Consider the following 22,230-nt stretch of genomic DNA (forward strand, 5'->3'; position numbering starts at 1 on the left):
ATGGTACTTCGTCTTAAGACGCGGGAGAGTCGGTCGCTGCCAGGTCTGCTAAAGGCAAACATATACCATCTTCTCAAACAATCTCAGTCCCTTTCCCTTCCGCGGGGTGGAGCAGCCCGGTAGCTCGTCAGGCTCATAACCTGAAGGCCGCAGGTTCAAATCCTGCCCCCGCAACCAAATCAAATCCGTCATACTGCACACAAAACAAACCCCCGTAGGCGCCCGCCCCGGGGGTTTTGTCGTGCCGGCATGACGCTGAGGCGGAAATAGACCGGCAGAGTGACAGAACGGCGGGAGCCTGGCGCGGCGAAGGACCTACGGTCTCGATGGATACCTGACGTTCATCCGGATCATTCAGACATACCTCATCGTTAAAAACGTACAGACGCGTCCCTGCCGCAACCGCTTCGCGCCTGTGTTGTTCGGTGCCATCCAGAAAGGGGGGGGGCATGTCAGAACTGACGCAGGAAGAGGTTAGGAATACGCTGCTGCGCCGTTTGCCGGCTTCTGCATTCGAAAAGCTTGCGCCGCATCTCCAGCCGCTTGATTTGCCGCTGCGTTACCCGCTGGCTTTACCGGACGAACCGATCGAACATGTCGTTTTCATCGAAGCCGGCCTCGCCTCGATGGTCGTCGAGGACGATTCCGGTCGGCGGATCGAGATGCGTCATATCGGGTACGAGGGTATGACGGGCTACACAGTTGTGCTGGGTGCTGATCAAAGCCCCACGCGGACCTTCATGCAGATGCCGGGGCGTGGACTCAAGGTTCCCGCACGTGACGTTGTGTCGCTTCTGGACGATCCGCAAGCCCGGCTGCTGTTGCTGCGTTATATCCATACCTGTGATCTGCAACTTTCGTTCACGACCCTTGCCACATCACGGTACAGCCTTCCGCAGAGGCTCGCTCGCTGGCTCCTGATGTGTCACGATCGCATCGAAGGTGACACTCTCACGCTAACGCATGATTTCCTCAGCTTGATGCTGGGTGTGCGTCGGGCGAGCGTTACAGACCAGCTTCATGTTCTGGAGGGAACGCGGGCAATCCGATCGACCCGCGGGCAGATCCGGATATTAAACCGTGAGACGCTGCTCCGGATCGCTGGCGGTTGCTATGGCACGCCTGAGGAGGAGTACGAACGCCTGATCCGGCGAGGCGATGTCCCGCAGGTCGATCCAGAGGCACTCACCCCAATCCCCACGGAAGATGAGCGCCTTGAGACGCAACAGGTAGGGCTATGAGTTGAAACCAATGCTCCGGCAGCGAGTATGACGCAACGATATCATATTCCGTTAGGCGGTGTTGGAACGACGTCGTGCGTCAGTGGAGAAGGGGCTTCAGCGACAGGCGAGAAGACAGAGCGTGTTTCCGATCAGGCCCGGCGGCTGTGGAGCCAGGTTCCCATCAGTCGTTCGTATTCCTTCTCCGGCGTGCCGTAGCTACCACCGGCGATTTCCTCGAGGCCGGAGCGGCTGAGGACACGAATATTGCCGCGGGTTGCCTTGATGACGCGCATGCCTTCGATGATGTGGAGTTCGTTGGTAATCCCCGAGCGGCGCACGCCCAGCATCACAGACAGAAACTCGTGCGTCAGGGGGAGGTCGTCCGTCGATAGCCGGTCATGACACATCAGCAGCCAGCGAGCGAGGCGCTCGTGCATTTTGTAGCGCGCATTGGCAAGGGCGGAATGTGACAGTTGCAGTTCGGCACAGTGCACATATTTCAGCATGAGATCGTTCGCGTCGGGATTGTTTGCCAGCATGGATGCAAACGCCGCGACGGGAACCGAGATACCGTGGCCGGAAACCTGCATGAAGGTGCGGTTCGGCGTCCGATCCACTTTCAGGACGATATTGACGCCGGAGAGCCCCTCGCAGCCGATATGACCGACCTCGATGGCTTCCTCATCACGGGTCGTGGCGACGACCGAGGCCAGCCCGCTTTCAATGAAGCAGACGTGGGAGGTCAGCTCATTGGCGCGGACGATTTCATGTCTGATGGGAAGATCGATGGCGACCATGGCCGGGCGCAATTCTTCGAAAGCTTCCGGCGGGAGTCTCTCTAAAAGGAGGTTGCGGACCCGCGATTGATCGAAATGTGTCATTGCAAGCTCTCGCCGGGAAGGAGCCCGCTCTCATTCCAAGCCGAACCAAGCGATAAGAATAATCTTTTACATACAAAAAGATAAGGGCCGACCAAGTCCGTGCCGCCCTTTGTACGAATTTGACAATTCCAGTTTAAGATCTTTTTTGGGATCAATGCGATCGTGATGGTGTATCAGGAATAATCTGTACGGATGCAGAAAAACTGACGACGAGGACCGTCAACCCGGCGTCATTCGTAACGTTCATCAACCACGCCGAAACATCTTGTTTTTCCAGCAGACGACCGCGAAGCCGTTCCGCGATGCTCTCGACAGCTTCTTCTCGAACACTCGCTATATCGTCGTGTTCAGAGCCGATCGTATCGGGAATATCTTCCCCGTCATGGAGATTGAAGTAATAGCGGGCCACCTGTCGCTCCTGATGTTCGACAAGAGGAGCATTCCTCCCGCGGTAGCTCGCGCAGTGACGAACTCGACACTTTATAATTGCGCTTTGATTGCGCCTGCAACAAGGCGCATTCGCGTTACGATGTTCACGAATCATATTGCAGGCAGGTTTGTCGAGAGAGAGAGAGAGAGAGAGAGAGGGAGGGAGGGAGACGTGTCCGGCTTGGCGCGTTCGAGATGCGGCGCCGGACATCATACCAGGTGTCGATGATAGGAAACTGTACGTTTCTATCATCGACACCTGGTATGATCTGCCCAGCCTATCGCGAGGACATCACGTCCTCGATGCGGATCGGGAACTTGCGGACGCGTTTTCCGGTCGCGTGCCAGACAGCATTGGCAATAGCGCCCACGGTGCCAGTGATTCCGATTTCTCCGACGCCCTTGACGCCGATTGGATTGACGATGGCGTCATCCTCAGGGACGAGAATTGCCTCCAGCGGGGGCACGTCCGCATTTACCGGCACATGATATTCGGCGAGGTCGGCGTTCATGATCCGGCCCGTCCTCTTGTCCGTCACCGCCTCTTCGTGGAGGGCGAACGAGATCCCCCAGATCATACCCCCGAAATACTGGCTCTGCACCAGCCGGGGATTGATGATGCGCCCTGCGGCGAAGGCGCCAATGAGGCGCGTGGTGCGGATCTGGCCGAGATCCGGATCGATTTTCACCTCCGCAAAGACGGCGCCATGCGAATACAGCGCATGTCCCGAAGCAATGGCCGGGTCGCGATTGGATTTCGCCGTCCCCGCGACATGGGAACGTCCGGCACGGGCGAGGATCTGCGCATAGCTCTCACTGCGGCTTTCATCGTCCCGTCGATAGAGCCGGCCGCCGCGTGCGGTGACGCCGATATTCCCCGCGCCGAACAAGGGCGATTGGGGATCGTTGACGGCGAGGTCCGAGAGTTGTGCGATCGCGTCCCCACCAGCCTGATTGAGGGCGAGGCCGGCGCTGGCCGTGTGGCCCGAGCCGCCGGCAACGCCGGCATCGGGCAACGTTGAAAGACCTGAATGGAACTCGACCTGATCCGGCTCGAGGCCCAGCGCCTCGGCTGCGATCTGGGCGAGGGCCGTCCACGCGCCCTGGCCCATGTCGGCAGCACCTGTTTCGACCAGTGCCGTGCCGTCGGCGCGAAGCGTCGCCCGGGCCTCGGCAGGGAAATGCGGACAGCCGAACACGGCAGTGCCCATTCCCCAGCCGACGAGCAGTCCGTTTTCATCCCGCATCTGCCCTGCTGAGCGCGGACGGCGCGACCAGCCGAAGCGGGCGGCTCCTTCTTCATAACAGGTGCGCAGCGCCTTGGAGGAGAAAGGCTTGCCCGTCGCCGGCTCGGTTTCGGCGTAATTCTTCAGGCGGAACGCCAGAGGATCCATGCCGCAGGCTTCCGCCGCCTCGTCGATCGCGACTTCGAGGGCTGCGGAGCCGGACGCTTCGCCCGGTGCGCGCATGGGCCCGGGCGTGCCCGTGTCGAGCCGTATCCCTTCATGCTCGACGAGGATCGCCGGGCTTGCATAAAGCGGCAGGGATGCATTGGCCGCAGGCTCCAGAAAGTCTTCAAAGGCGGATGTGGCCGAAAGTGAGTGGTGATGGAGCGCGATCAGCGCGCCATCCCTTTCCATACCCATGCGAAGCTTCTGCCACGTCTGGCCTCGATGACTGACGGGGCCGTACATCTGGGCGCGGGTCAGCGCCAGCTTGACCGGGCGGTTCAGCATGCGGGCTGCGAGGATCGCCAGGATCTGCGGCCCGTTGAGGATAGCCTTGGAGCCGAAGCCGCCGCCGAGGAAGGGCGAGCGGATCGTAACGTTCTCAACGGGAATGCCAAAGAAGGCGGCATAGGACGCGCAACTGATCGCCAGCGCCTGGTTCGGCATGTCGAGAACCACGCGATCACCGTCCCACTCCGCGACCACGGCATGCGGCTCCATGGCGTTGTGGTATTGAGGCGGCGTCTCGACCTCTACGTCTATGGCGATGGGGGCTTTCGATAAGCCCGCCTCGACATCTCCATGGGCGGTCTTCGGGGTCCCCCCGATGCCGACGCCCGACGGGTCGAAGCGAACCCCGGTTTCCAAGCCAACGCGGGCAGGCTCGGTGTCATATTGCGGATCGAGCAGGGCAGCGCCTTCCGTGGCGGCTTCCAGCGTTTCGGCGATGACCAGCGCAATCGGCTGATTGACGTAGCGCACGCTATCGTCCTGAAGCACTTCGACGCGGAAGCCGAAGGGCGGAATCCTCTCGTTCGGATCGTGGAACAGTGGTGGCCGATTAGCCGGCGTCAGCACCTCGACGACGCCCGGATGGGCCCTGGCCGCTTCGATGTTCATGGAGCGGACACGCCCGCGGGCAATGCGGCTCACCGCCATGACCGCAAACAGCATACCTTCGGGGTGATTGTCGGCCGCGTAGGTCGCACGGCCGGTGACCTTGAGGAGGCCATCGCGGCGGGTGAGAGGCTGACCGGCATTGGAGCCGTAACGGCTCGTGGCGACGGGGGCGATATGGGTCTCAAGCGACATGAAGATCTGCCTTCGGTGCGGAAAGGTGCTGTTCGGGGAAGGGCGAGGCAGGGAGCGCGGGCATGACCTTCGGCGTGCCTTCGTAGGCGAGCATCAGCGCGCGAACGAGAATGCGGTGGGCCAGCGTGATCTTGAACGCGTTGTCGCCGGAAGGCCGCGCGTCGGCAAGGGCTGCGGTCGCGGCCTTCTCGAAGATTTCGCGGCCCGCCTTTTGACCGACAAGCACCGCCTCCGCCTCGTGCGCACGCCATGGCTTGGCGGCGACGGCGCCTATTGCCAGTCTCGATGCGCGGATCGTGTCGCCGTCCATGTCGAGCATGGCGGCCGCCGAAACCACCGCGAAGGCGTAGGACGTGCGCTCGCGCAGCTTCACGTAACGGGCATTTCCGGCAAAGGATGCGGCCTCCGGTGGCAGGCGCAGGCCAGTGATGAAGTCGCCCGGCGCGAGAGTGGACTCAAGCGCACGCGAGGCATCGGGAAGGCTGTGGAGGCTTTCGATCGGGATGTCCCTGCGTCCCCCCACACCTTCGATCTCGATCACGGCACCAAGCGCCGCCAGGGGCACGCAGAAGTCCGAGGGGTGCGTGGCGATACACTGTTCCGACCAGCCGAGAACGGCGTGGAGGCGGTTCTCACCGTGCAAAGCGTCACAGCCGGAGCCCGGTTCGCGGCGATTGCAGGCACTGGCGGTATCCTGAAAATAGGCGCAACGCGTTCGCTGCAAGAGGTTTCCGCCGACCGTTGCGGCGTTGCGCAACTGTGCGGAGGCGCCCGACAACAAGGCTTCCGCGATGGCGGGATAGGTCGCGGCAAAGCGGGTGTCGTAGGCAAGGTCCGCATTGCGCATAAGCGCGCCGATGCGAACGCTACCGTCCGACAGCCATTCGATACGGTCGAGACCCGGAAGCCTGCTGATGTCGATGACGCGCTCTGGTCGCGTCACGCCGATTTTCATCAGGTCGAGCAGATTGGTCCCGGCGGCGAGATAGACGGATCCCGGGACGGCTGCGGCTGTCACGGCCTCGGCGATGTTTGCCGGGCGGATGAAGTCGAAGCGATTCATGCCGCGTTCCTTCCGTTTTCCCGAGACTGTGCCGTATTGTTCTGCGAGAGGATCTGGCCTGCCTCCAGCACCGCCTGGGTGATGCCCTGATAGGCACCGCATCGACAGATATTGCCGCTCATCAGTTCGCGCACGCGTTCAGGGTCATTGCCGGCATGTCCCTCGGAGAGGAGGCCGACCGCGCTCATGATCTGGCCGGGCGTGCAGTAGCCGCATTGCAGGCCGTCGCAGGCGATGAAAGCTGCCTGCACAGGGTGCAGTTCCGTGCCTTCGGCAAGGCCTTCGATGGTTGTGACCGTGCTGCCGTCGAGGGTTGCAGCCAGTGTCAGACAGGCATTGATGCGCCGTCCGTCGAGAATAACCGTGCAGGCGCCACACTGGCCCCGGTCGCAGCCCTTCTTGGTGCCGGTGAGGTGAAGCCGCTCGCGCAGGAGGTCGAGCAGCGTCACGCGCGGATCGTCAAGCGCGATGCTGTTCGGTTGACCATTGACGGTAAGGCTGATGGAGAAAGGCATGGGTGCTCCAGTCAGGTTTGTGGTGTATGAGATATGAACCGCAAGGGCGGTGAACGTTTCGACGAGACGGGACTGACGCTGTTGATCCGTCGCATGAGGGACGGACATTCCGGTCAACGTCTCCTCGATGTGATACGCAATATACGGAGGGTGCCTCCGTTTAGCAAGAGCCCGTTGGCAACTTTCAGATGATGATTAGGCAGATGGACCAGGAACACGCGAAAGCAAGGCGGAAGCCGCGGTCAGACTCCGTTCGCAACCGGGAACGTCTGCTGGAGGCTGCCACCGCCGTCTTCCGGCTCGGTGGCGCGCATACGAGCCTCGAAGCCGTCGCACGGGAAGCCGGGGTCGGTATCGGGACGCTCTACCGTCATTTCCCGACGCGCGAGGCCCTTTTTGATGCGGTATACCGGCACGAAGTCGATCTTCTCGCCGATCTGGCGCGCGAGCTTTCGACGGACGCCGATCCCGTCGCCGCACTCAAAGCCTGGCTTCAGGCCAATGTCCGCCTTGTCGCGACCAAAAAGGGAATGATCGAGGGGCTTCAATTAGCCGTCGTCGGATCGTCGGAGCTCAAGGCCTATTCCTACGAGCGCATGGTCGAGGCCATCGGTCTTCTGCTCGATCGGGCAGCGTCGGCGGGCACGATCCGGGACGACGTGTCGCCTGACGAGCTGTTGCGGACGCTGCTCGGCATTTTCTACAGCCACGGACCGGCGGACTGGCAGCCGACCGCGCTCCGGATGGTCGATGTTTTCGTCGATGGGTTGCGAAAACGCTGATTTCCGGTGGCGCGGCGATTGATCCGCATCTGTCCGCGCAGTGGCTTTCGGGCTATGGCAGACGGATCCTCCTCCTTTGCGATTCGACATCATGCCCGTCTCACAGTCTCCCCTTCGCGGTGTCGTCATCGCGTTCATCGCCTATGCCGTGTTTGCTTTCAGTGATGCCTCGGTCAAACTCATCGACGGGGCCATACCCGCCTATCAGGTCGCCTTCGCGGGCGCGGTCTTCGGGCTTGTTATCCTGCCATTGATCAAGGCGCGGGAGGATTCCTGGCTCGATATCTTTCGAACCTCCAATCGCATGCTCTGGCTGCTGCGCTTTGCCTGCGGCGCCGTTGGCTCCATCGCGTCGATCATCACCTTTACGAAGCTGCCGATGGCGGAAGCCTTCTGCCTCCTCTTCCTTCTGCCGTCCTTCGTTACGATCCTCTCCGTCATTTTCCTGAAAGAGGATGTGCGCTGGCAGCGCTGGTCGGCTGTCATCGTCGGCTTCATCGGCGTGCTGATCGTCCTGAGACCGGGGTTTCGCGAGCTTTCAGTGGGACATCTTGCGGGCGCTATCGGCGGTTTCAGTGCCGCCATCGCCATCGTCGTCCTGCGCGGCATGGGACCGACCGAGAAGCGGATGTCGCTCTATGGAGCAGGGCTTCTCGGCGTTCTCGTTGTCAGCGGCCTTCTGATGCTGTCGAACATTGCAATCCCGACGCCGATGCAGTGGGTCTTCATCGCCAGCTACGGTATCCTCGGCTCGGCCGGCAACGCGTTGCTGATGACGGCAGCGCGAATGGCGCCGGCAAACCTGGTCGCGCCACCGCAATACAGCCAGATGATCTGGGCGATCCTCTTCGGATATTTCATCTTCGACGATGCAATCGACCTGCCCATGGCGGGCGGCATCGCGCTTATCATCTTCTCCGGCTTGCTGACGCTGATGCGGGAGCGCAAGCGCGGTACGCCGCTGCCGTCGGCCGTCGTCTCGCCCGATGCACAGGCTTCGCTCGCCACGGCCGATCCTGAGCCGGAAGCGCGGGGCTAAAAGCCTTATCATGTCGCCTTCGTGATCGCAGTCCGGCCCGAGGCGTTGTCTTGGGGCTGGTCTGCCTGACACTCCGCCCTAGCTCCGGCTTATGGATCCGCGCAATGCCATGTCGCGGAAATCTCATAAGAACATGGAGCAGAAAATGCTAAATCAGGGCGAACTTGATCTATCCCGGAGGGATCTTCTAATGGCCTCCGCGGCAACCGTCGCGGCAAGCGGCGTCGCCTCCAAGGCCCGCGCACAGCAGGCCGAGGTGCCGGCTGGCGCGAAGATCGGAATTCCGGCCGGCGAGACCTCCAGCGTCTCCTTCAAGGTCAACGGCCAGGACCAGACCCTGTCGGTCGACAACCGCACGACGCTTCTGGACGCCCTTCGGGAGCATCTGCATCTGACCGGCACCAAGAAGGGCTGCGATCATGGCCAGTGCGGCGCCTGCACTGTCATGGTGGATGGACGGCGGATCAATTCCTGTCTGTCGCTCGCCATCATGCATGAGGGCGACGAGGTCGTCACGATCGAGGGCCTTGGCGAGCCCGGCAAGCTTCACCCGATGCAGGCCGCTTTCGTGAAGCATGACGGCTACCAGTGCGGCTACTGCACGCCCGGGCAGATCTGTTCGTCCGTCGCTGTGCTTGAGGAGATCAAGGCGGGAATGCCGAGCCACGTCACGGGCGATCTGACAGCCAAGGTCGCGTTCAGCCTGGAGGAAATCCGCGAGCGGATGAGCGGGAACCTCTGTCGATGCGGGGCCTACTCCAACATCGTCGACGCCATTGCGGACGTCGCGGGGAGGCCGGCATGAAGTCCTTCACCTATGAGCGCGCAACCTCCGTCGAAGCCGCTACCAAGGCGGCTGCTGCCCATGATGCTGCCCGGTTTATCGCCGGCGGCACGAACCTGCTCGACCTCATGAAGCTCGAGATCGAGACGCCGACGCATCTGATCGACGTTAATACGCTGGGGCTCGATACGATCGAGGCGACATCGGAGGGGGGCTTGCGGATCGGAGCGCTCGTGCGCAACAGCGATCTGGCTGCGGACGAACGGGTGCGCCGCGACTATGGTCTTCTGTCGCGCGCGCTTCTGGCCGGGGCCTCCGGGCAGCTGCGCAACAAAGCGACAACAGCTGGCAATCTCCTTCAGCGGACGCGCTGTCCCTATTTCTATGACACGAACCAGCCTTGCAACAAGCGCCAGCCGGGCAGCGGCTGTTCCGCCATCGACGGGTTCAGCCGTCAGCTCGGCATCGTGGGCATCAGCTCGTCCTGCATCGCCACCCATCCGAGCGATATGGCGATCGCCATGCGGGTGCTCGATGCCGTCGTGGAGACGGTCGGTTCGGACGGTGCCAAGCGCAGCATCCCGATCGCCGATTTCCACCGGCTGCCGGGCGACACGCCGCATATCGAGACAGAGCTGAAGAAGGGCGAGATCATCACGGCGGTCGTGCTGCCGAAGCCGATCGGCGGCAAGCAGATCTACAGGAAGGTTCGCGATCGTGCGTCCTATGCCTTTGCGCTCATCTCGGTCGGCGCGGTGATCCAGCCGGACGGGACGGGTCGCGTCGCTGTCGGCGGGGTCGCCCACAAGCCGTGGCGTCTCGATGCCGCCGACGAGGATCTTCCGAGCGGTGCCGGCCGGGTGACGCGTCGCCTGCTGCTCGATGCCCAGCCGACGGAACACAATGCCTACAAGGTGAAGCTGGTCGAGCGGACGCTTGGCGCTGTTCTTGCCGAAGCGAAGGGTTGAGATCATGAAGTTCGATACACCTGCAACAGAGAACCCGATCGACCGCATGACGGTGGTCGGCAAGCCCATCGAGCGCATCGACGGGCAGATGAAGACGACCGGCCGCGCGAAATATGCCTATGAGTGGCACGACGATGCCATGCCTTACGCTTACGGCTACCCGCTTGGTGCCGCGATTGCCAAGGGACGCATCCGCGCGATGGATGTGTCCGCTGCCGCTCAGGCACCCGGTGTCATTACGATCGTCACCAGCGACAGCATGCCGGACCTGAAGAAGGCCAAGCGCAATACGGCTAAACTCTTCGGCGGCAAGGACATCCACCACTACCATCAGGCCGTGGCCGTCGTCGTCGCCGAGACCTTCGAGCAGGCGCGTGCCGCTGCGCATCTGATCAAGGTGGACTACGAGGAAGGCAAGGGCGCATTCGACCTGGAAGCCTCGATGGAAAGCGCCAGGAAGCCCGAAGATGGAGAGCCGGATTCGGCGGCTGGGGATTTCGCGTCGGCCTTCGACGCGGCTACCGTCCAGTTCGACCAGACCTATACGACGCCGGATCAGTCGCATGCCATGATGGAACCGCATGCGTCCATCGCTGCCTGGGACGGTGACGCGCTGACGGTGTGGACATCGAGCCAGATGATCGATTGGTGGAGGTCCGATCTGGCCACCGCGCTCGACATGGACAAGGAGAAGATCCACATCATGTCGCCTTTCATCGGCGGCGGGTTCGGGGCAAAGCTCTTCCTGCGCTCGGATGCAGTGCTGGCGGCGTTGGCCGCGCGCGCGGCGCGTCGCCCGGTAAAGGTTGCGCTGCCCCGGCCGTTCCTCATGAACAACACGACGCACCGGCCGGCAACGATCCAGCGGATCCGCATCGGCGCCGGGCAGGACGGCAAGATCACGGCAATTGCCCATGAGAGCTGGTCCGGGGACCTCGAAGGCGGTGGCCCAGAGACAGCGGTGCAGCAGACGCGACTGCTCTATGCCGGAGCCAACCGCATGACCGCCACGCGGCTTGCCGTCCTCGATCTTCCCGAGGGCAACGCCATGCGTGCGCCGGGCGAGGCGCCCGGCCTGATGGCGCTCGAAGTGGCCATGGACGAAATGGCGGAAAAGCTCGGGCAGGACCCGGTCGCCTTCCGCATCCTCAACGATACGCAGGTCGATCCGGAAAAGCCGGAGAAGGCTTTTTCACATCGCGATCTCGTCGGCTGCATGAAGCTCGGAGCCGAGCGTTTCGGCTGGGACAAGCGCAGCACGCGCCCCGGCAGCGTGCGGGATGGCGACTGGTTGGTGGGCATGGGTGTCGCCGCTGCGTTCCGCAACAATATGGTCATGGCATCCGGCGCTCGCATCAAGCTCGATCGCGAGGGCATTCTCACCGTCGAAACCGACATGACGGACATCGGCACCGGCAGTTACACGATAATCGCCCAGACGGCAGCGGAAATGCTGGGCCTGCCGCTGGACCGCGTGGCCGTCAATCTCGGCGACTCCCGCTTTCCGGTCTCGTCCGGTTCCGGTGGGCAGTGGGGTGGCAACAGCGCCACGGCTGGCGTTTATGCCGCTTGCGTCAAGATGCGGGAAGCCATTGCGCAGTCGCTCGGTTTCAACGCCGAGAGCATCGACTTCGCCGATGGCATGGTCATCTCCGGCGACCGGCGCGTGCCCTTGGCGGATGCTGTCCGGGAAGCACCGCTCATCGTCGAGGATACGATCGAGTACGGGGATATCTCCGAAGAGCAGCAGCAGTCGACCTTTGGCGCGCATTTCGTGGAAGTCGGCGTCGATATCGCCACGGGTGAGGTCCGCATCCGTCGCATGCTCGCCGTCTGCGCGGCAGGCCGGATCCTCAATCCGATGACGGCGCGCAGCCAGGTGATCGGCGCAATGACGATGGGTGTCGGCGGTGCCCTGTCCGAGGAGCTGGCGGTCGACAAGAAGCGCGGCTTCTTCGTCAACCACGATCTTGCCGGCTACGAGGTGCCCGTGCATGCGGACATTCCGCATCAGGAGGTCATCTTCATGGACGAGACCGACCCCATGTCGTCGCCGATGAAAGCGAAAGGCGTCGGCGAGCTCGGACTTTGCGGTGTGGCAGCGGCGATCAACAATGCCGTCTACAATGCGACGGGTATCCGGGTCAGAAACTACCCGGTGACGCTCGACAAGCTGATCGGTGCGCTTCCCCAGATCAGCTGACGAGCGAATTGTCTTTTGCTCTTGAGGCTGGCGCTTTCGGAGTGCCAGCCTTATGTCGCTTTGGTGGAAACGGGTTCGGGAGGACGTCAGCGATGATCCGGCATATCGTGCTTTTGAAATTCAAGGACAGTGTATCGGAAGCCGACAAGCAGTCGATCTATCATGAGCTGGAAGCGCTGAAGGAGCATGTCGATGGCATCCGCGCCTTTCATGCCGGCCCGAATGTCAGCGTCGAGACCGAGATGATGCGTGGCTTCAACGATGTGTTCTGGTTCGATTTCGACAGCGCGGCCGTTCGCGATGCCTATCTGGTTCATCCGCACCATCAGGCAGCTGGCGCGCGGATTGTCGCCCATACCAGGGGCGGGTCGGACGGCGTCATCGTTGTCGACCTTGAGATCTGACCGATAAGCCACGTCGATTCATTGCCTTCCGCCCGATGTAAACCCAACGGGAAAAACGCGTTTCTCGCAGATCAGACGGTCAGGACCTGCTGCGTTCTCAGTGTTCTTTCGCCGGAGTCCTGTTGCCGCTCCTCCTTCAGCAGGCGCCCGTCTCTTTCCTGAAAGGCTTTGATCGCTGCGGCCAGCGGCTCGTGGACGCGTCGTCCCTCCGGCGTCATGGCGGCAGAGAGGAGACCGTTCTGGCAGGGACGCCTGTCGTCCCAACCGGCATGGTTGACGATCGGGTACAGGCAGAGACCTTCGAGCGGTACGCCGGCCCTCATGGCGGCCAGGGCTTCCTGCGCTACATAGGTGAACCACGCGGCCCGGCGGTCATCCTCGATGCCGGTTTCGGCGATCATCATGGGCTTGCCGTAGCGGGCGTAGGTTTCGATGAGAATGGTGCGAAGCGGCTTGTACAGCGGATGGCCGATATCGATAGGCGGACCGCCGTGGATCCACTGGTTGTTGAAGTAATAGTTGACGCCGATGACATCGAGATAGCGCTCGGCACCCCCGATCTGCGGCCACAAGTGGCCTGAAATCAGGTCCCATCCCTGAAATTGCGACTGCCGGTGTCCTTCCGCGACCGGTGCCTCCCATGGCCTCGACGGGTCGGTGATGACGTTGATCACGGGATCGCAATGGACGAAGCGGGCACGGGGATCAACATCGAGAATGGCGTCCATTCCGGCAATGGCGGCTCGCGCCAGCTGTACCTTCAGTTCGAAACCGCGACCGTGCGCGAAGGGATTGAGGTAGCCGGCGTCACCCGCGCCCCAGGAGAAGAACGAGATCTCGTTAACCGGGCAATAGAACGGAACGTCGTCGCTCTCTTCCCGCACGATGCGCGCGCAGGCGCCCGCAAACCGGGCGAAGCGATCCACGAAACGGGGCGTCCAGATATCGATATCGTCAGGCCAGCCGTAATGGAGAACATCCCAGATAACCTGCGTACCGGTGTGAGCCGCGGCCTGCAGCATGGGCCGGACACTCGACCAGTCGAAGGCGCCGTGCTGCTCGATCAGGTGCCATCGAAAGCCGTCGCGCACGGTGCAAATGCCGAATTGTTGTAGCTGGCGGTAGTCGCGTTCGGCATGAACGTCGTGCCCGATATCATCGATCATGTCGAGGCGGGGGCCGAGCGGTTCCTCTGGCGTCGGGCGCAGGCGATGCGTGGAGCATTCGAACCCGCCCTGTACGAACGACCGGAAAAGACCGGTCGTGCCGCGCGTGATACGCGTGGCCAGCATATCTTCGAACAGGCGCTCCCACTGCGGAACCACGGCTTCCACGGAGTAGAGGCGCTCGACCTTTTCCCGCAGAGCACAGCCCAGCGTCTGGCGGAGACTTGGGTCGGAGATCAGGCGACGTGCGGCATTGGCCACGGACGCCGGGTCGTCATAAGGGACGATAAGCCCGGTCGCGCCATCCTCGATCTGCTGAAGCGCGCCGTTGTCGGGCGTCGATATGACCGGCAGTCCGGCGGCTCCGGCTTCGGCGATGACATGCGGCATCCCTTCGCCGCGAGAAAGCCAGACGAAGATGTCAAAGGCCTGAAGCAGGTCCGGAATGTCCTTCCGGTCACCGAGGAATTGCAGCACATCCGACAGTCCGAGAGCTGTGGCGCGTTGCTGCAACTCTTCGGCATATTCGGGCATGAAGGCATCCGGTCCGCCAACGATGACGAAGCGGGCATCCGCGTTTTCGGCTTTGATCAGCGCCGCCGCCTTGATGACGTCCCCGACGTTCTTCTTCGGATCGAGCCGCCCGACCCAGCCGATCAGAATATGCCTGTCTGAGAGGCCAAGGCTGGCGCGCATCGATGCTCGTTGCAACGGATCGAAGGCCGAGAGATCGACCATGGAGGGAATCTCGATCGCATCCGCCTCGCGGCCCGGCATGCGCGACGCCGCGGCATCGCGGATGGAGCGGCAGACGCCGACATAGCGTGTTGTCAGGTGCTTGGGCCCGGCCAGGGCCTCGGAGACCAGCCCGCCATGCTCGATCAGCGGTGGACGGATGTGCAGTCGTTCGAGCGCCGGATAGATATCGGCGACGTTCTGACAGGACACGACGACATCATAGCCGGGAACCTTGCCGGCGAGATAGGAGACGGTATCCTCGAACGACATGGTGTAGGGAGCCGTGTCCACGGAAACGCCGAGATCCCGCAACTGCTCGTGCGTCTGCTCCGGCATGCCGGGCTTGCGAAAGCACGCAACCACATCGATCCGATAGCGTTCGGGATCAAGCGCCTGTGCCAGAAGCCGGACTTCCGTCTCCTCTCCGCCGACGACCAGCCACGCGAAGACGAAGAGGATACGGATGGGCTGGTCCCCCGATGCTGCCTCCATCATGCGCCGACCTTGAAGACGACCTGCAGGAAGTCGGGGCGACGCTCCACGAGATCCTGAAGGAAAGCAGGGCCGTCTTCGAACGGTACGACATGCGTGATCATGTGCTCGCGGATCGCAGCACCGTCATGGCGCAGCAGATCGACGGTTTCGCGTGCGAGGCGCTGCCGGTTCCAGAGCGCGGACAGGCCGCGTGGCACGCGGTTGATCTGGGCGCAGCGGATGTTGAGGCCGTTGTGGTGGAATTCCTCGCCGAGACGCAGATGATCCGCGCCGCCTTGGTAGAAGGCGAGATCGATGACGGTTCCCTGCGGACGCAGGGCCTTCAGCGCGGTCTGGAGACTGCCCGAATGCGCACGTGTCTGAAAGACCAGATCGGCGCCACGCCCCAAACCGCCATCATGCCAGCGGGCCTTCGCGTGCTGCCAGGCCTGATCCTCCGTCATGGCCGTAAGGCCCATGGCCTCGGCCTTTGCGCGACGGAAGTCGGACGGATCGGTGATGACGACGTCGGATGCTCCGAGCTTGCGGGCAAACAGCGCCGTCATCAGGCCGACGGTGCCCGCGCCGATGACCAGCACGGGTCGCCCGGCAACGCCGACACCGAGTGATGCGACCTGAGTGCCCATGGCTTCGGCGTCGGCATGAAGGATACCGTTTGCGGCGATCGGCCCCATCTGGGCGACCAGGACGCCGAGAAGCGGATCGATCTCCGCCGGCATGGGAACGAGGACATCATGATAGGGGTCTGCCGTATGGCCTGTCTTGTGCGCATAGGTCGTTGCCAGCACGTCGCCTTCGGCGTACCCGCCGGCGCGGGATTCCGCCACGCGGGCGACTTCCATGTAGCCAAGGAAGGGTACGGGGTAATGCAGGTCCGGCTCGTTCTCGATGAAGACGCCACGGCCGGCATCGAAGCGCGAGCGGAAGTAGGGATTTGTGTTTTTCAGGAACGTCAGTTCGGTGCCGGCGGACAGCCCGGTATAGAGCGTTTCCAGGCGTACCTGGCCGTCGGCAGGCGGGCCTTCCTCATACTCGAAGACATAGGCGCGTCCGGGTGCCTCGATGCCCAGCGAGCGGATCTTGCGATGGCCCGGCGGCATTCCGCGTGGCGCTTCCTCCGGACGCGGCTGGAACCGGAGCGTTGCCGGCGGTGTCCTCGCGCTCTCGGTGATGTCGAGATGCACCGGCTCGCCGCTGCGTGACGAGGCGACGACGGCGAGTGCCAGACGGTGCGTGGCGACGGCGTCGGCATAGGGGCAGCGAATGCGGTTCTCAGCCCCCCGCACCGCGTCGATGAAGTCCCGGTCCTCCCGCCAGACCGGATCGCCGTCTGCCTGGCGAACCGGCCGGCCGCGACCGACATCGACCATGATGTCGCGGTCGGTCAGCTCGATGGCGAGCTTGTCGGCAAAGATGTGCAGACCGACGCGGTGGCTCCAGCCGAGAAGGCAGGTCGAGGCGATGTTGGCGACGACGCCGGACTGGAAGGTAAGGCTGGCGGTGCTGACTGTGGGAACGTCGAGACCGGGGAAGTCCTGACGGTCGGCATGGCCCGCACGGCCATAGACCTCGGTGACTTCGCCGATCAGAAAGCGCGCCAGATCCAGAAGATGCGTCGTCTGCTCGACCATCTGGCCGCCCGACTTGTCTTCTTTCCACCACCATTGCGGCGGCGGCGTCGAATCCAGCCAGTAACCGGATAATAGCTGGGCGGGGTTGTCCGTCAGCAGTGCGCGGGCTTCCTCCACGGTGTCGAGATAGCGCCAGTGATAGCCGACCGCCGTCACGAGGTTCTTCGCCGCGATGCCGGCTGCGATCTCTTCGGCAAGAGCGATGTCGAGCGACACCGGCTTTTCAACGAAGAACGGAATACCATGGGCAATCAGATCGCGCTCCGGTTCGCCATGGGCAAAAGGCGGCACGCAGATGTAGACGGCGTCCAGGCGTTCGTTTTCCAGCATGTCGCGATGGCTGGTGAAGGATTTCGCGCCGAAGCGACGGGCCGCGTCATCGGCGCGGGCCGAATCCGGATCGGCAAACGCAACCAGTTCCACATCCTCGAAGGTTGCGAGAATGTCGAGATGGCGGTGGGCGATGCCCCCGACGCCGATGAAGCCGAGACGGGTCTTTTGCATGGAATGGTCCTTTTGCAGGGATAGGTTCGGCGTCAGGAAAGGCCGGTAGACGGAGGCTGTTTCCGCCGCCATTCGGGCGGCAGAGAAGTGTTGGCGGAAGCGATCCAGCCCGATCCTTCCGACAGCCGCGCGCCCGGCGGGATCATCGAGAGCCCGCGCGATCGTGTCGGCCAGCGAGGCTGGATGTCCGGGTTCGGCGAAGAAGGCGTGATCCTCGCCCAGCGCCTCCACGGTGCCGCCGATCTTCGTGGCCGCTACGGGTATGCCGAGAGACATGGCTTCCAGCACGGCGAGCGGCAGGCCCTCGAACAGGGAGGGGAGGACGAAGAGATCGGCGCATGCGACGAGATCCGCGATATCCTCGCGGTGGCCGAGGAAATGAATGACATCGGCAATGCCGAGTTCGTTCGCCAAATTCCCGATCCGGGCTTCCTCTTCGCCCGATCCGACGAGAAGAAGAACGATGGAGGGGTGGCGCTCGATGACCGCTGGCAGGGCGCGGATCAGGGACGCGTGGTCCTTCTGTGCCGAGAAGCGCGCGACGGAAAGGAGGACGGTACGGTCGGAAAGATCCATGGCCACGTTCGGCCGTTCCGCTTTCGGCTCGAGCGGGAAGATGCCGTTGCGGACCACCGTCATACGCGATGGGTCGAGATGGCGGTCCATATAGGTTTTGCGCGAGGCTTCGGACACGACGATATGATGGGCGAGGGCAGCGGTTTCCGCTTGGTAATGTGCTTGCTGGTCCGGGTCGGTCAGCAGATAGGGGAGGTGCTCCGTGCGGATGACGGGAATGCCGGCCGCGATGCCCGAAGCTGCAAGCGTATGGCCTTCCCATCCGATGCCGGCATGAACATGCAGCAGATCGATACCCGCCCGTCTCAGCCATGCCTGCAACTCATCGGCAGGCACGAGATCCTTGACGGCAATACCCCGCCTCGCGGCTTTGGTCAGAAGATGGTTGGCCCTTTCGGGATCGGCTATCAGGAAAACATCGTGATCCGGCGCTAATCCGCGTGCCAATGCCAGCATGTGCTCGCCCAGCCCCGAAGGGTCAAGGCTGTCGGTGGCGAGAACGATGCGCGGGCGTCTTGCTGACTGCTCAGGCATGGGGTGCCGGCTGCTCCGGCGTCCGTCCAGCCAGCGGTGCCGTCGCCTCTGCCGGCAGCGGCTCCGGACCGCCCATGGACTGCTCGATCAACAGGCGCATCCGGCGCGCAGTATCGTCCCATGATGAGCGGGCGAGAACGGCGTCTACTGTTTCCAGCCAGGATGTGGACGACTGCCGCAGAGCCAGTGCAGCGGCGCAGGCATCGACAAAGCTTCCCGCATCCTCTGCGATGTAGACGCCGGGCACATCGCTATAACTTCTGACGACGTCGGTAATACCTGTGCTCACGACCGGACGGCCGGCGGCAAGATATTCCGGCGTTTTCGTCGGGCTGATGAACCGTGTCGCTTCATTGAGCGCGAACGGCATCAGTGCCACATCCCATCCAGAGAGATAGGTCGGCAGTTCTGCATAATTCTTCTGCCCGAGATAATGAATATTGGCCGCGCGGGGCAGGTCGTCCTGCGAGATCTTCACCACGGGGCCGAGGAAGACGAATGACCAGTCGGGACGCGCGGCTGCGATGTCTCGGATCAGGCCGAGGTCGAGCCGCTCGTCGATCACCCCGTAGAAGCCGAGGCGCGGACCCTTGATGCCGGCCTGATCCGGAGGAGAGGACTGTCCATTGCGCGCGATGCGGAAATGGTGCGCATCGACGCTCGAGGGGAAGGCGTGAAGATTGTCGTGACGGTCGCGCTTGGCCTCATAGAGGCTGTAGCCGCCGGTGAATACGACATCGGCACGCGCGAGCAGGGCCTGCTCCATGGCTTTCAACTGCGGCGGTGCGAATTTGAAGTTGGCGAGTTCGTCCATGCAGTCATAGACGACGGCCGCCGCATCCACATGGCGTGCAAAAGCGAACATCAGTGGCGTGTAGAACCAGAGGATCGGCTGGCGGTTGCCGTTCAGCGCCAGCAGCTCATCGAGAAGGCCCGCCAGAGCTGTCTCGCGCTGCGTTTCATTCCACCAGTGGGGCACACGCGGGCGAACGGCCTTGACCATGGTGCCGGCAAAGGGATGAATTTCGAGATAGGCGAGATGATGGTCTGTGGGGATATACTCCTCGAAGAAGAAGACCTGCCGATCAGCCGCAAAACGCTGCATCAAATGCTGCGGTCGCTGGAGAACGAAATCCCAGCGGAGGTGGGAAAAACAGACGAGCGGTGCGTCGGTGCAAAAGATGCCCTCCGAAACCTTTGAAAACGCACCCAGTAAATTCATCGAGCTCCCTTCCGCCAAGCTTGCATGGAACTGAGCACGCACCTCTAGGTTCCAGCAGAAGAGGCTCTTTTTTTGTAAGTCTCCGACATCAAGGTTTTCAACCTTCGGATTGAGTGCGGCCATGTCCAGTTTGCGAGAACGACAGCGCGTGGATCAAAGCTCGGACGTATCTCCAGCATGTCGGCAATAGCGAGATGAAAGTCCTCTGCTGATGCCGTGCGACCGGTCTCGGGGGTAATGAACTGCCGCCCGCAGGAGAGCGCGCTGTTGGCAAGCACCGGAAGGCCTGCCAGCATGTATTCCGTCAGGATTGCGGGCGCCCCGTCATCGACGCCGCAGACGACGCCGAGCCGCGCCGTGTTCATCAGCCGGTTCACCTCCTCGAAGGGCACGCCCGGCGGTTCGATGAAGTCGACCGAAAGACCGCGTTCCGCAACCTGTTGCCGGAAGACGTCCGTGAGTTCACCGTAACCGCACACGCAGAGCGCGCGAAGCGAACTCGGGAGCTTCGCCATGGCATCGAACAGAATGTCGTGGCGCTTGTAGCCCTGAGCGGCTGCTACATAGATGATGTCATAGGTTTTCGGTATGTCGAGCGGATAGAACGTCGTGTCCGAGGCGAATTCCGGTCCGATCGGCAGGATCGCGGTCGGCATTCCGGGATGGCGCTCCTGCACGACGTCCGACTGCCATTGGGCGCCGGTGAGGATGAGGTCGAAATGTCGGCTGACATCAGGCGGAATGCGCAGGGCTGGCGCGTCGATCGAATTGTAGATCTTGAAACTGTCGCGACAGGCCAGGAGGATCTCCTCGCTTACACCGAGGCCCCAGACACAGAGGATATGCGGCGCGCCGAACGCGGCGATGTGGCCGAGCATGTCGTTGGAGGCGAAGGGAGCCTGCGGCCCGTTCATGCGGAAAACGCGGCGTTTCAGGTGCCGGCTCGGGCCCGGTCGCGTGTCCGGCGGGGTGCTGCCGCGCCAGTGTGTCCAGATCTCGGCGCTCTCGACGAGCCCCGCCTTCAGACAGGCAAGCGGAAACCGCTCGATGTAGCCGCCGTCGACCGCGACATCGTCGCGATTCTCAAGGTTCTCCGGTCTGCCGTCGCGCTGGCCTGAAAGCCAGGCCATTCGCGCTTCCTCGACCGTCGGTAGGGGAGTGTTGTCCGGTTGCCCGTCCTGGAAGTCGCTGATGACGACGATGCGCCTGCTTGTCATGGACGGGGTAATACCAAGTGTCGATGATAGGAACCTCTAGGATGGTTCAGTGCTGGTCTCTGGCTAGGCGCGTTGCGCAGCGCGATGCTGTCGCATCGGGCAAGCATCGCAACAACGCCAGAGACCAGCACTGAACTACCTTCGGCAGGCGTCTCGGGCTTTCTGGCGTTGTCGAGGCTCTTGACCGATGCGACGGCATCGATCTGCGAACCTCTCCTAGCCAGAAAACCCGAGACGCCTGTCCTATAGGTTTCTATCATCGACACTTGGTATAAGCCCTTTCCTGCCTTGGGATCATTGAACTGATCGTATCAATCGATGACGCAGGCGCGACGCGGACCGCTGTAAGGCTGATAGGTGTTGTCGGAGACCCGATATGACGAATAGCGCTCCTGACACTGGCGAACGTGATCGTCGGTTGCCAGATCGGAAGGGGACGACATCCGGCCGATGTCGTTGGTGGAGGCGACATCCATGTAGGGTGAAATGCAGCTCTTCCGTTCGCCGCTATAGGCGCTGTAGCTGTTATCGTCTGCGCTGTAGGACCGGTAGCGGCGCTCGCACCAGGCCTGATGTTCCGGGGCCTGATGCTTGGGATTATCGATGGCTTGGTCCTGCGCCATTGCAAGATCGGTGTCGTTCACGGGAGCGCCGGGCTCCGTCTTGTCGATTTCGGCGGACGCGTTGTCCATCGATGTCATCGGTTGAGCAACGACCGGCGGATTGACGGCAAGACTGTCGGACGATGCCAGATCGACGGGCGGCGCGGCCGGGGCGCGTTCAAGCTCCCGCCCGGCGGTCGCGACACGCTTCGGCTCGGATGTCCAAAGGTCGGGTACGTTGATGTTGGCAAGGGCCTCCGTCGCGGGCTTCGCCATAAGGGCGGAGGCACTGAGGAAGCCGGCGATAAAGAGCGTCATGGCGACGGTGAGGAAGAAAGCAAGCGCGGCCGTGGCTTTCATGATGATGCTCCTGACATGCATAGAAACGTCTTGATTCTCAAGAATCTGACCGTCAACGCATGGTGTGGCGCAGAGTTCCGACAGCTTCCACGTGCCGAAAACATCGAGTATTCGTAAAATACGTCGTGCGAGATTTAACGGCGTTGAACCGCTCGCAAACGAGCGGCGCAGCCTGTCAGACGCTCTTCAGATACAGCACGATGGATGTTGCCATGCTGCCGACCGTCGCGAGCACGACGATGCCGACGAGCACTGCGAAGATGATTTTCGCCCGGCGGGAAGGCGGAGCGTCGTGGTCGAGATCATGATGAGGCATGCCGCATCTTGGCCGATACCGCCACCTGCCGTCAATGG

At 62.4% G+C, this 22,230-nt stretch carries 17 protein-coding genes, 1 tRNA gene and 1 pseudogene; 8 read left to right on the plus strand and 11 right to left on the minus strand.

From position 1 onward, the window contains the following. Window positions 1-100 precede the first annotated feature (100 nt). Together BSG19_RS16420 and BSG19_RS16425 are read left to right on the plus strand one after the other, a co-directional pair. Window positions 101-177 (plus strand) — tRNA-Met (locus BSG19_RS16420). Between the two features lie 272 nt (window positions 178-449). Further along, a complete protein-coding gene (locus BSG19_RS16425; protein ID WP_092989139.1) occupies window positions 450-1,241 on the plus strand; it encodes a Crp/Fnr family transcriptional regulator in 792 nt (263 codons plus the stop codon). A gap of 131 nt (window positions 1,242-1,372) precedes the next feature. On the opposite strand, the gene BSG19_RS16430 is transcribed toward BSG19_RS16425, so the two are convergent. The 5 genes from BSG19_RS16430 to BSG19_RS16450 form a co-directional block, all read right to left on the minus strand. Beyond that, complete coding sequence (locus BSG19_RS16430; RefSeq protein ID WP_092989140.1) at window positions 1,373-2,104, minus strand: Crp/Fnr family transcriptional regulator; 732 nt, start codon at window positions 2,102-2,104, stop codon at window positions 1,373-1,375. A gap of 151 nt (window positions 2,105-2,255) precedes the next feature. Then, window positions 2,256-2,513, minus strand: a complete 258-nt coding sequence (locus tag BSG19_RS16435) for a DUF6894 family protein (RefSeq protein ID WP_092989141.1) — start codon at window positions 2,511-2,513, stop codon at window positions 2,256-2,258. Between the two features lie 298 nt (window positions 2,514-2,811). Further along, window positions 2,812-5,073, minus strand: a complete 2,262-nt coding sequence (locus BSG19_RS16440) for a xanthine dehydrogenase family protein molybdopterin-binding subunit (protein ID WP_092989142.1) — start codon at window positions 5,071-5,073, stop codon at window positions 2,812-2,814. Next, window positions 5,063-6,136, minus strand: coding sequence for an FAD binding domain-containing protein (locus BSG19_RS16445; RefSeq protein WP_092989143.1), 1,074 nt, complete (start codon window positions 6,134-6,136; stop codon window positions 5,063-5,065). Before BSG19_RS16445 ends, BSG19_RS16440 begins: the two co-directional genes overlap by 11 nt. Further along, entirely contained in the window at window positions 6,133-6,651 is a 519-nt protein-coding gene (locus BSG19_RS16450) for a (2Fe-2S)-binding protein (RefSeq protein WP_092989438.1), read from the minus strand. Before BSG19_RS16450 ends, BSG19_RS16445 begins: the two co-directional genes overlap by 4 nt. A gap of 203 nt (window positions 6,652-6,854) precedes the next feature. Here BSG19_RS16450 and BSG19_RS16455 point away from each other — a divergent pair, with 203 nt between their 5' ends. The 6 genes from BSG19_RS16455 to BSG19_RS16480 all read left to right on the plus strand — a co-directional run bounded on the left by BSG19_RS16455 (window position 6,855) and on the right by BSG19_RS16480 (window position 12,831). Next, a complete protein-coding gene (locus tag BSG19_RS16455; protein ID WP_244529292.1) occupies window positions 6,855-7,433 on the plus strand; it encodes a TetR/AcrR family transcriptional regulator in 579 nt (192 codons plus the stop codon). A gap of 91 nt (window positions 7,434-7,524) precedes the next feature. Further along, window positions 7,525-8,472 (plus strand): DMT family transporter, encoded by a 948-nt coding sequence (locus BSG19_RS16460; RefSeq protein WP_092989439.1) that lies wholly within the window; start codon window positions 7,525-7,527, stop codon window positions 8,470-8,472. Between the two features lie 133 nt (window positions 8,473-8,605). Continuing rightward, entirely contained in the window at window positions 8,606-9,277 is a 672-nt protein-coding gene (gene paoA, locus BSG19_RS16465; protein ID WP_170866015.1) for an aldehyde dehydrogenase iron-sulfur subunit PaoA, read from the plus strand. Then, window positions 9,274-10,224, plus strand: coding sequence for an FAD binding domain-containing protein (locus tag BSG19_RS16470; RefSeq protein ID WP_092989145.1), 951 nt, complete (start codon window positions 9,274-9,276; stop codon window positions 10,222-10,224). The genes paoA and BSG19_RS16470 overlap by 4 nt, the downstream gene beginning before the upstream one ends. A 4-nt stretch (window positions 10,225-10,228) precedes the next feature. After that, window positions 10,229-12,427 (plus strand): aldehyde oxidoreductase molybdenum-binding subunit PaoC, encoded by a 2,199-nt coding sequence (gene paoC / locus BSG19_RS16475; RefSeq protein WP_092989146.1) that lies wholly within the window; start codon window positions 10,229-10,231, stop codon window positions 12,425-12,427. 92 nt (window positions 12,428-12,519) lie between these two features. Then, window positions 12,520-12,831: a Dabb family protein gene (locus tag BSG19_RS16480; RefSeq protein WP_092989147.1), complete on the plus strand. Its 312-nt coding sequence runs from the start codon at window positions 12,520-12,522 to the stop codon at window positions 12,829-12,831. Window positions 12,832-12,902: 71 nt separating this feature from the next. Here the strand turns inward: BSG19_RS16480 and BSG19_RS16485 are convergent, their stop codons facing one another. From BSG19_RS16485 to BSG19_RS26125, 6 genes and pseudogenes are all read right to left on the minus strand, one after another. After that, window positions 12,903-15,230: a glycosyltransferase family 4 protein gene (locus BSG19_RS16485; protein WP_244529293.1), complete on the minus strand. Its 2,328-nt coding sequence runs from the start codon at window positions 15,228-15,230 to the stop codon at window positions 12,903-12,905. Continuing rightward, entirely contained in the window at window positions 15,227-18,475 is a 3,249-nt protein-coding gene (locus BSG19_RS16490; protein WP_092989148.1) for a glycosyltransferase, read from the minus strand. Before BSG19_RS16490 ends, BSG19_RS16485 begins: the two co-directional genes overlap by 4 nt. Window positions 18,476-18,548: 73 nt before the next feature. Then, a pseudogene (locus BSG19_RS16495) lies at window positions 18,549-19,697 on the minus strand (glycosyltransferase family 1 protein); the annotation flags it as partial. Between the two features lie 44 nt (window positions 19,698-19,741). Continuing rightward, window positions 19,742-20,914, minus strand: a complete 1,173-nt coding sequence (locus BSG19_RS16500; RefSeq protein ID WP_092989150.1) for a glycosyltransferase — start codon at window positions 20,912-20,914, stop codon at window positions 19,742-19,744. Between the two features lie 311 nt (window positions 20,915-21,225). Next, window positions 21,226-21,876: a BA14K family protein gene (locus BSG19_RS16505; RefSeq protein ID WP_170866016.1), complete on the minus strand. Its 651-nt coding sequence runs from the start codon at window positions 21,874-21,876 to the stop codon at window positions 21,226-21,228. A 175-nt stretch (window positions 21,877-22,051) separates the two neighbouring features. Beyond that, window positions 22,052-22,192: a hypothetical protein gene (locus BSG19_RS26125; RefSeq protein ID WP_170866017.1), complete on the minus strand. Its 141-nt coding sequence runs from the start codon at window positions 22,190-22,192 to the stop codon at window positions 22,052-22,054. Window positions 22,193-22,230: the final 38 nt, after the last annotated feature.

The sequence above is a fragment of the Rhizobium sp. NFR03 genome (assembly GCF_900111275.1).
In the GTDB taxonomy this organism is placed as follows: domain Bacteria; phylum Pseudomonadota; class Alphaproteobacteria; order Rhizobiales; family Rhizobiaceae; genus Ferranicluibacter.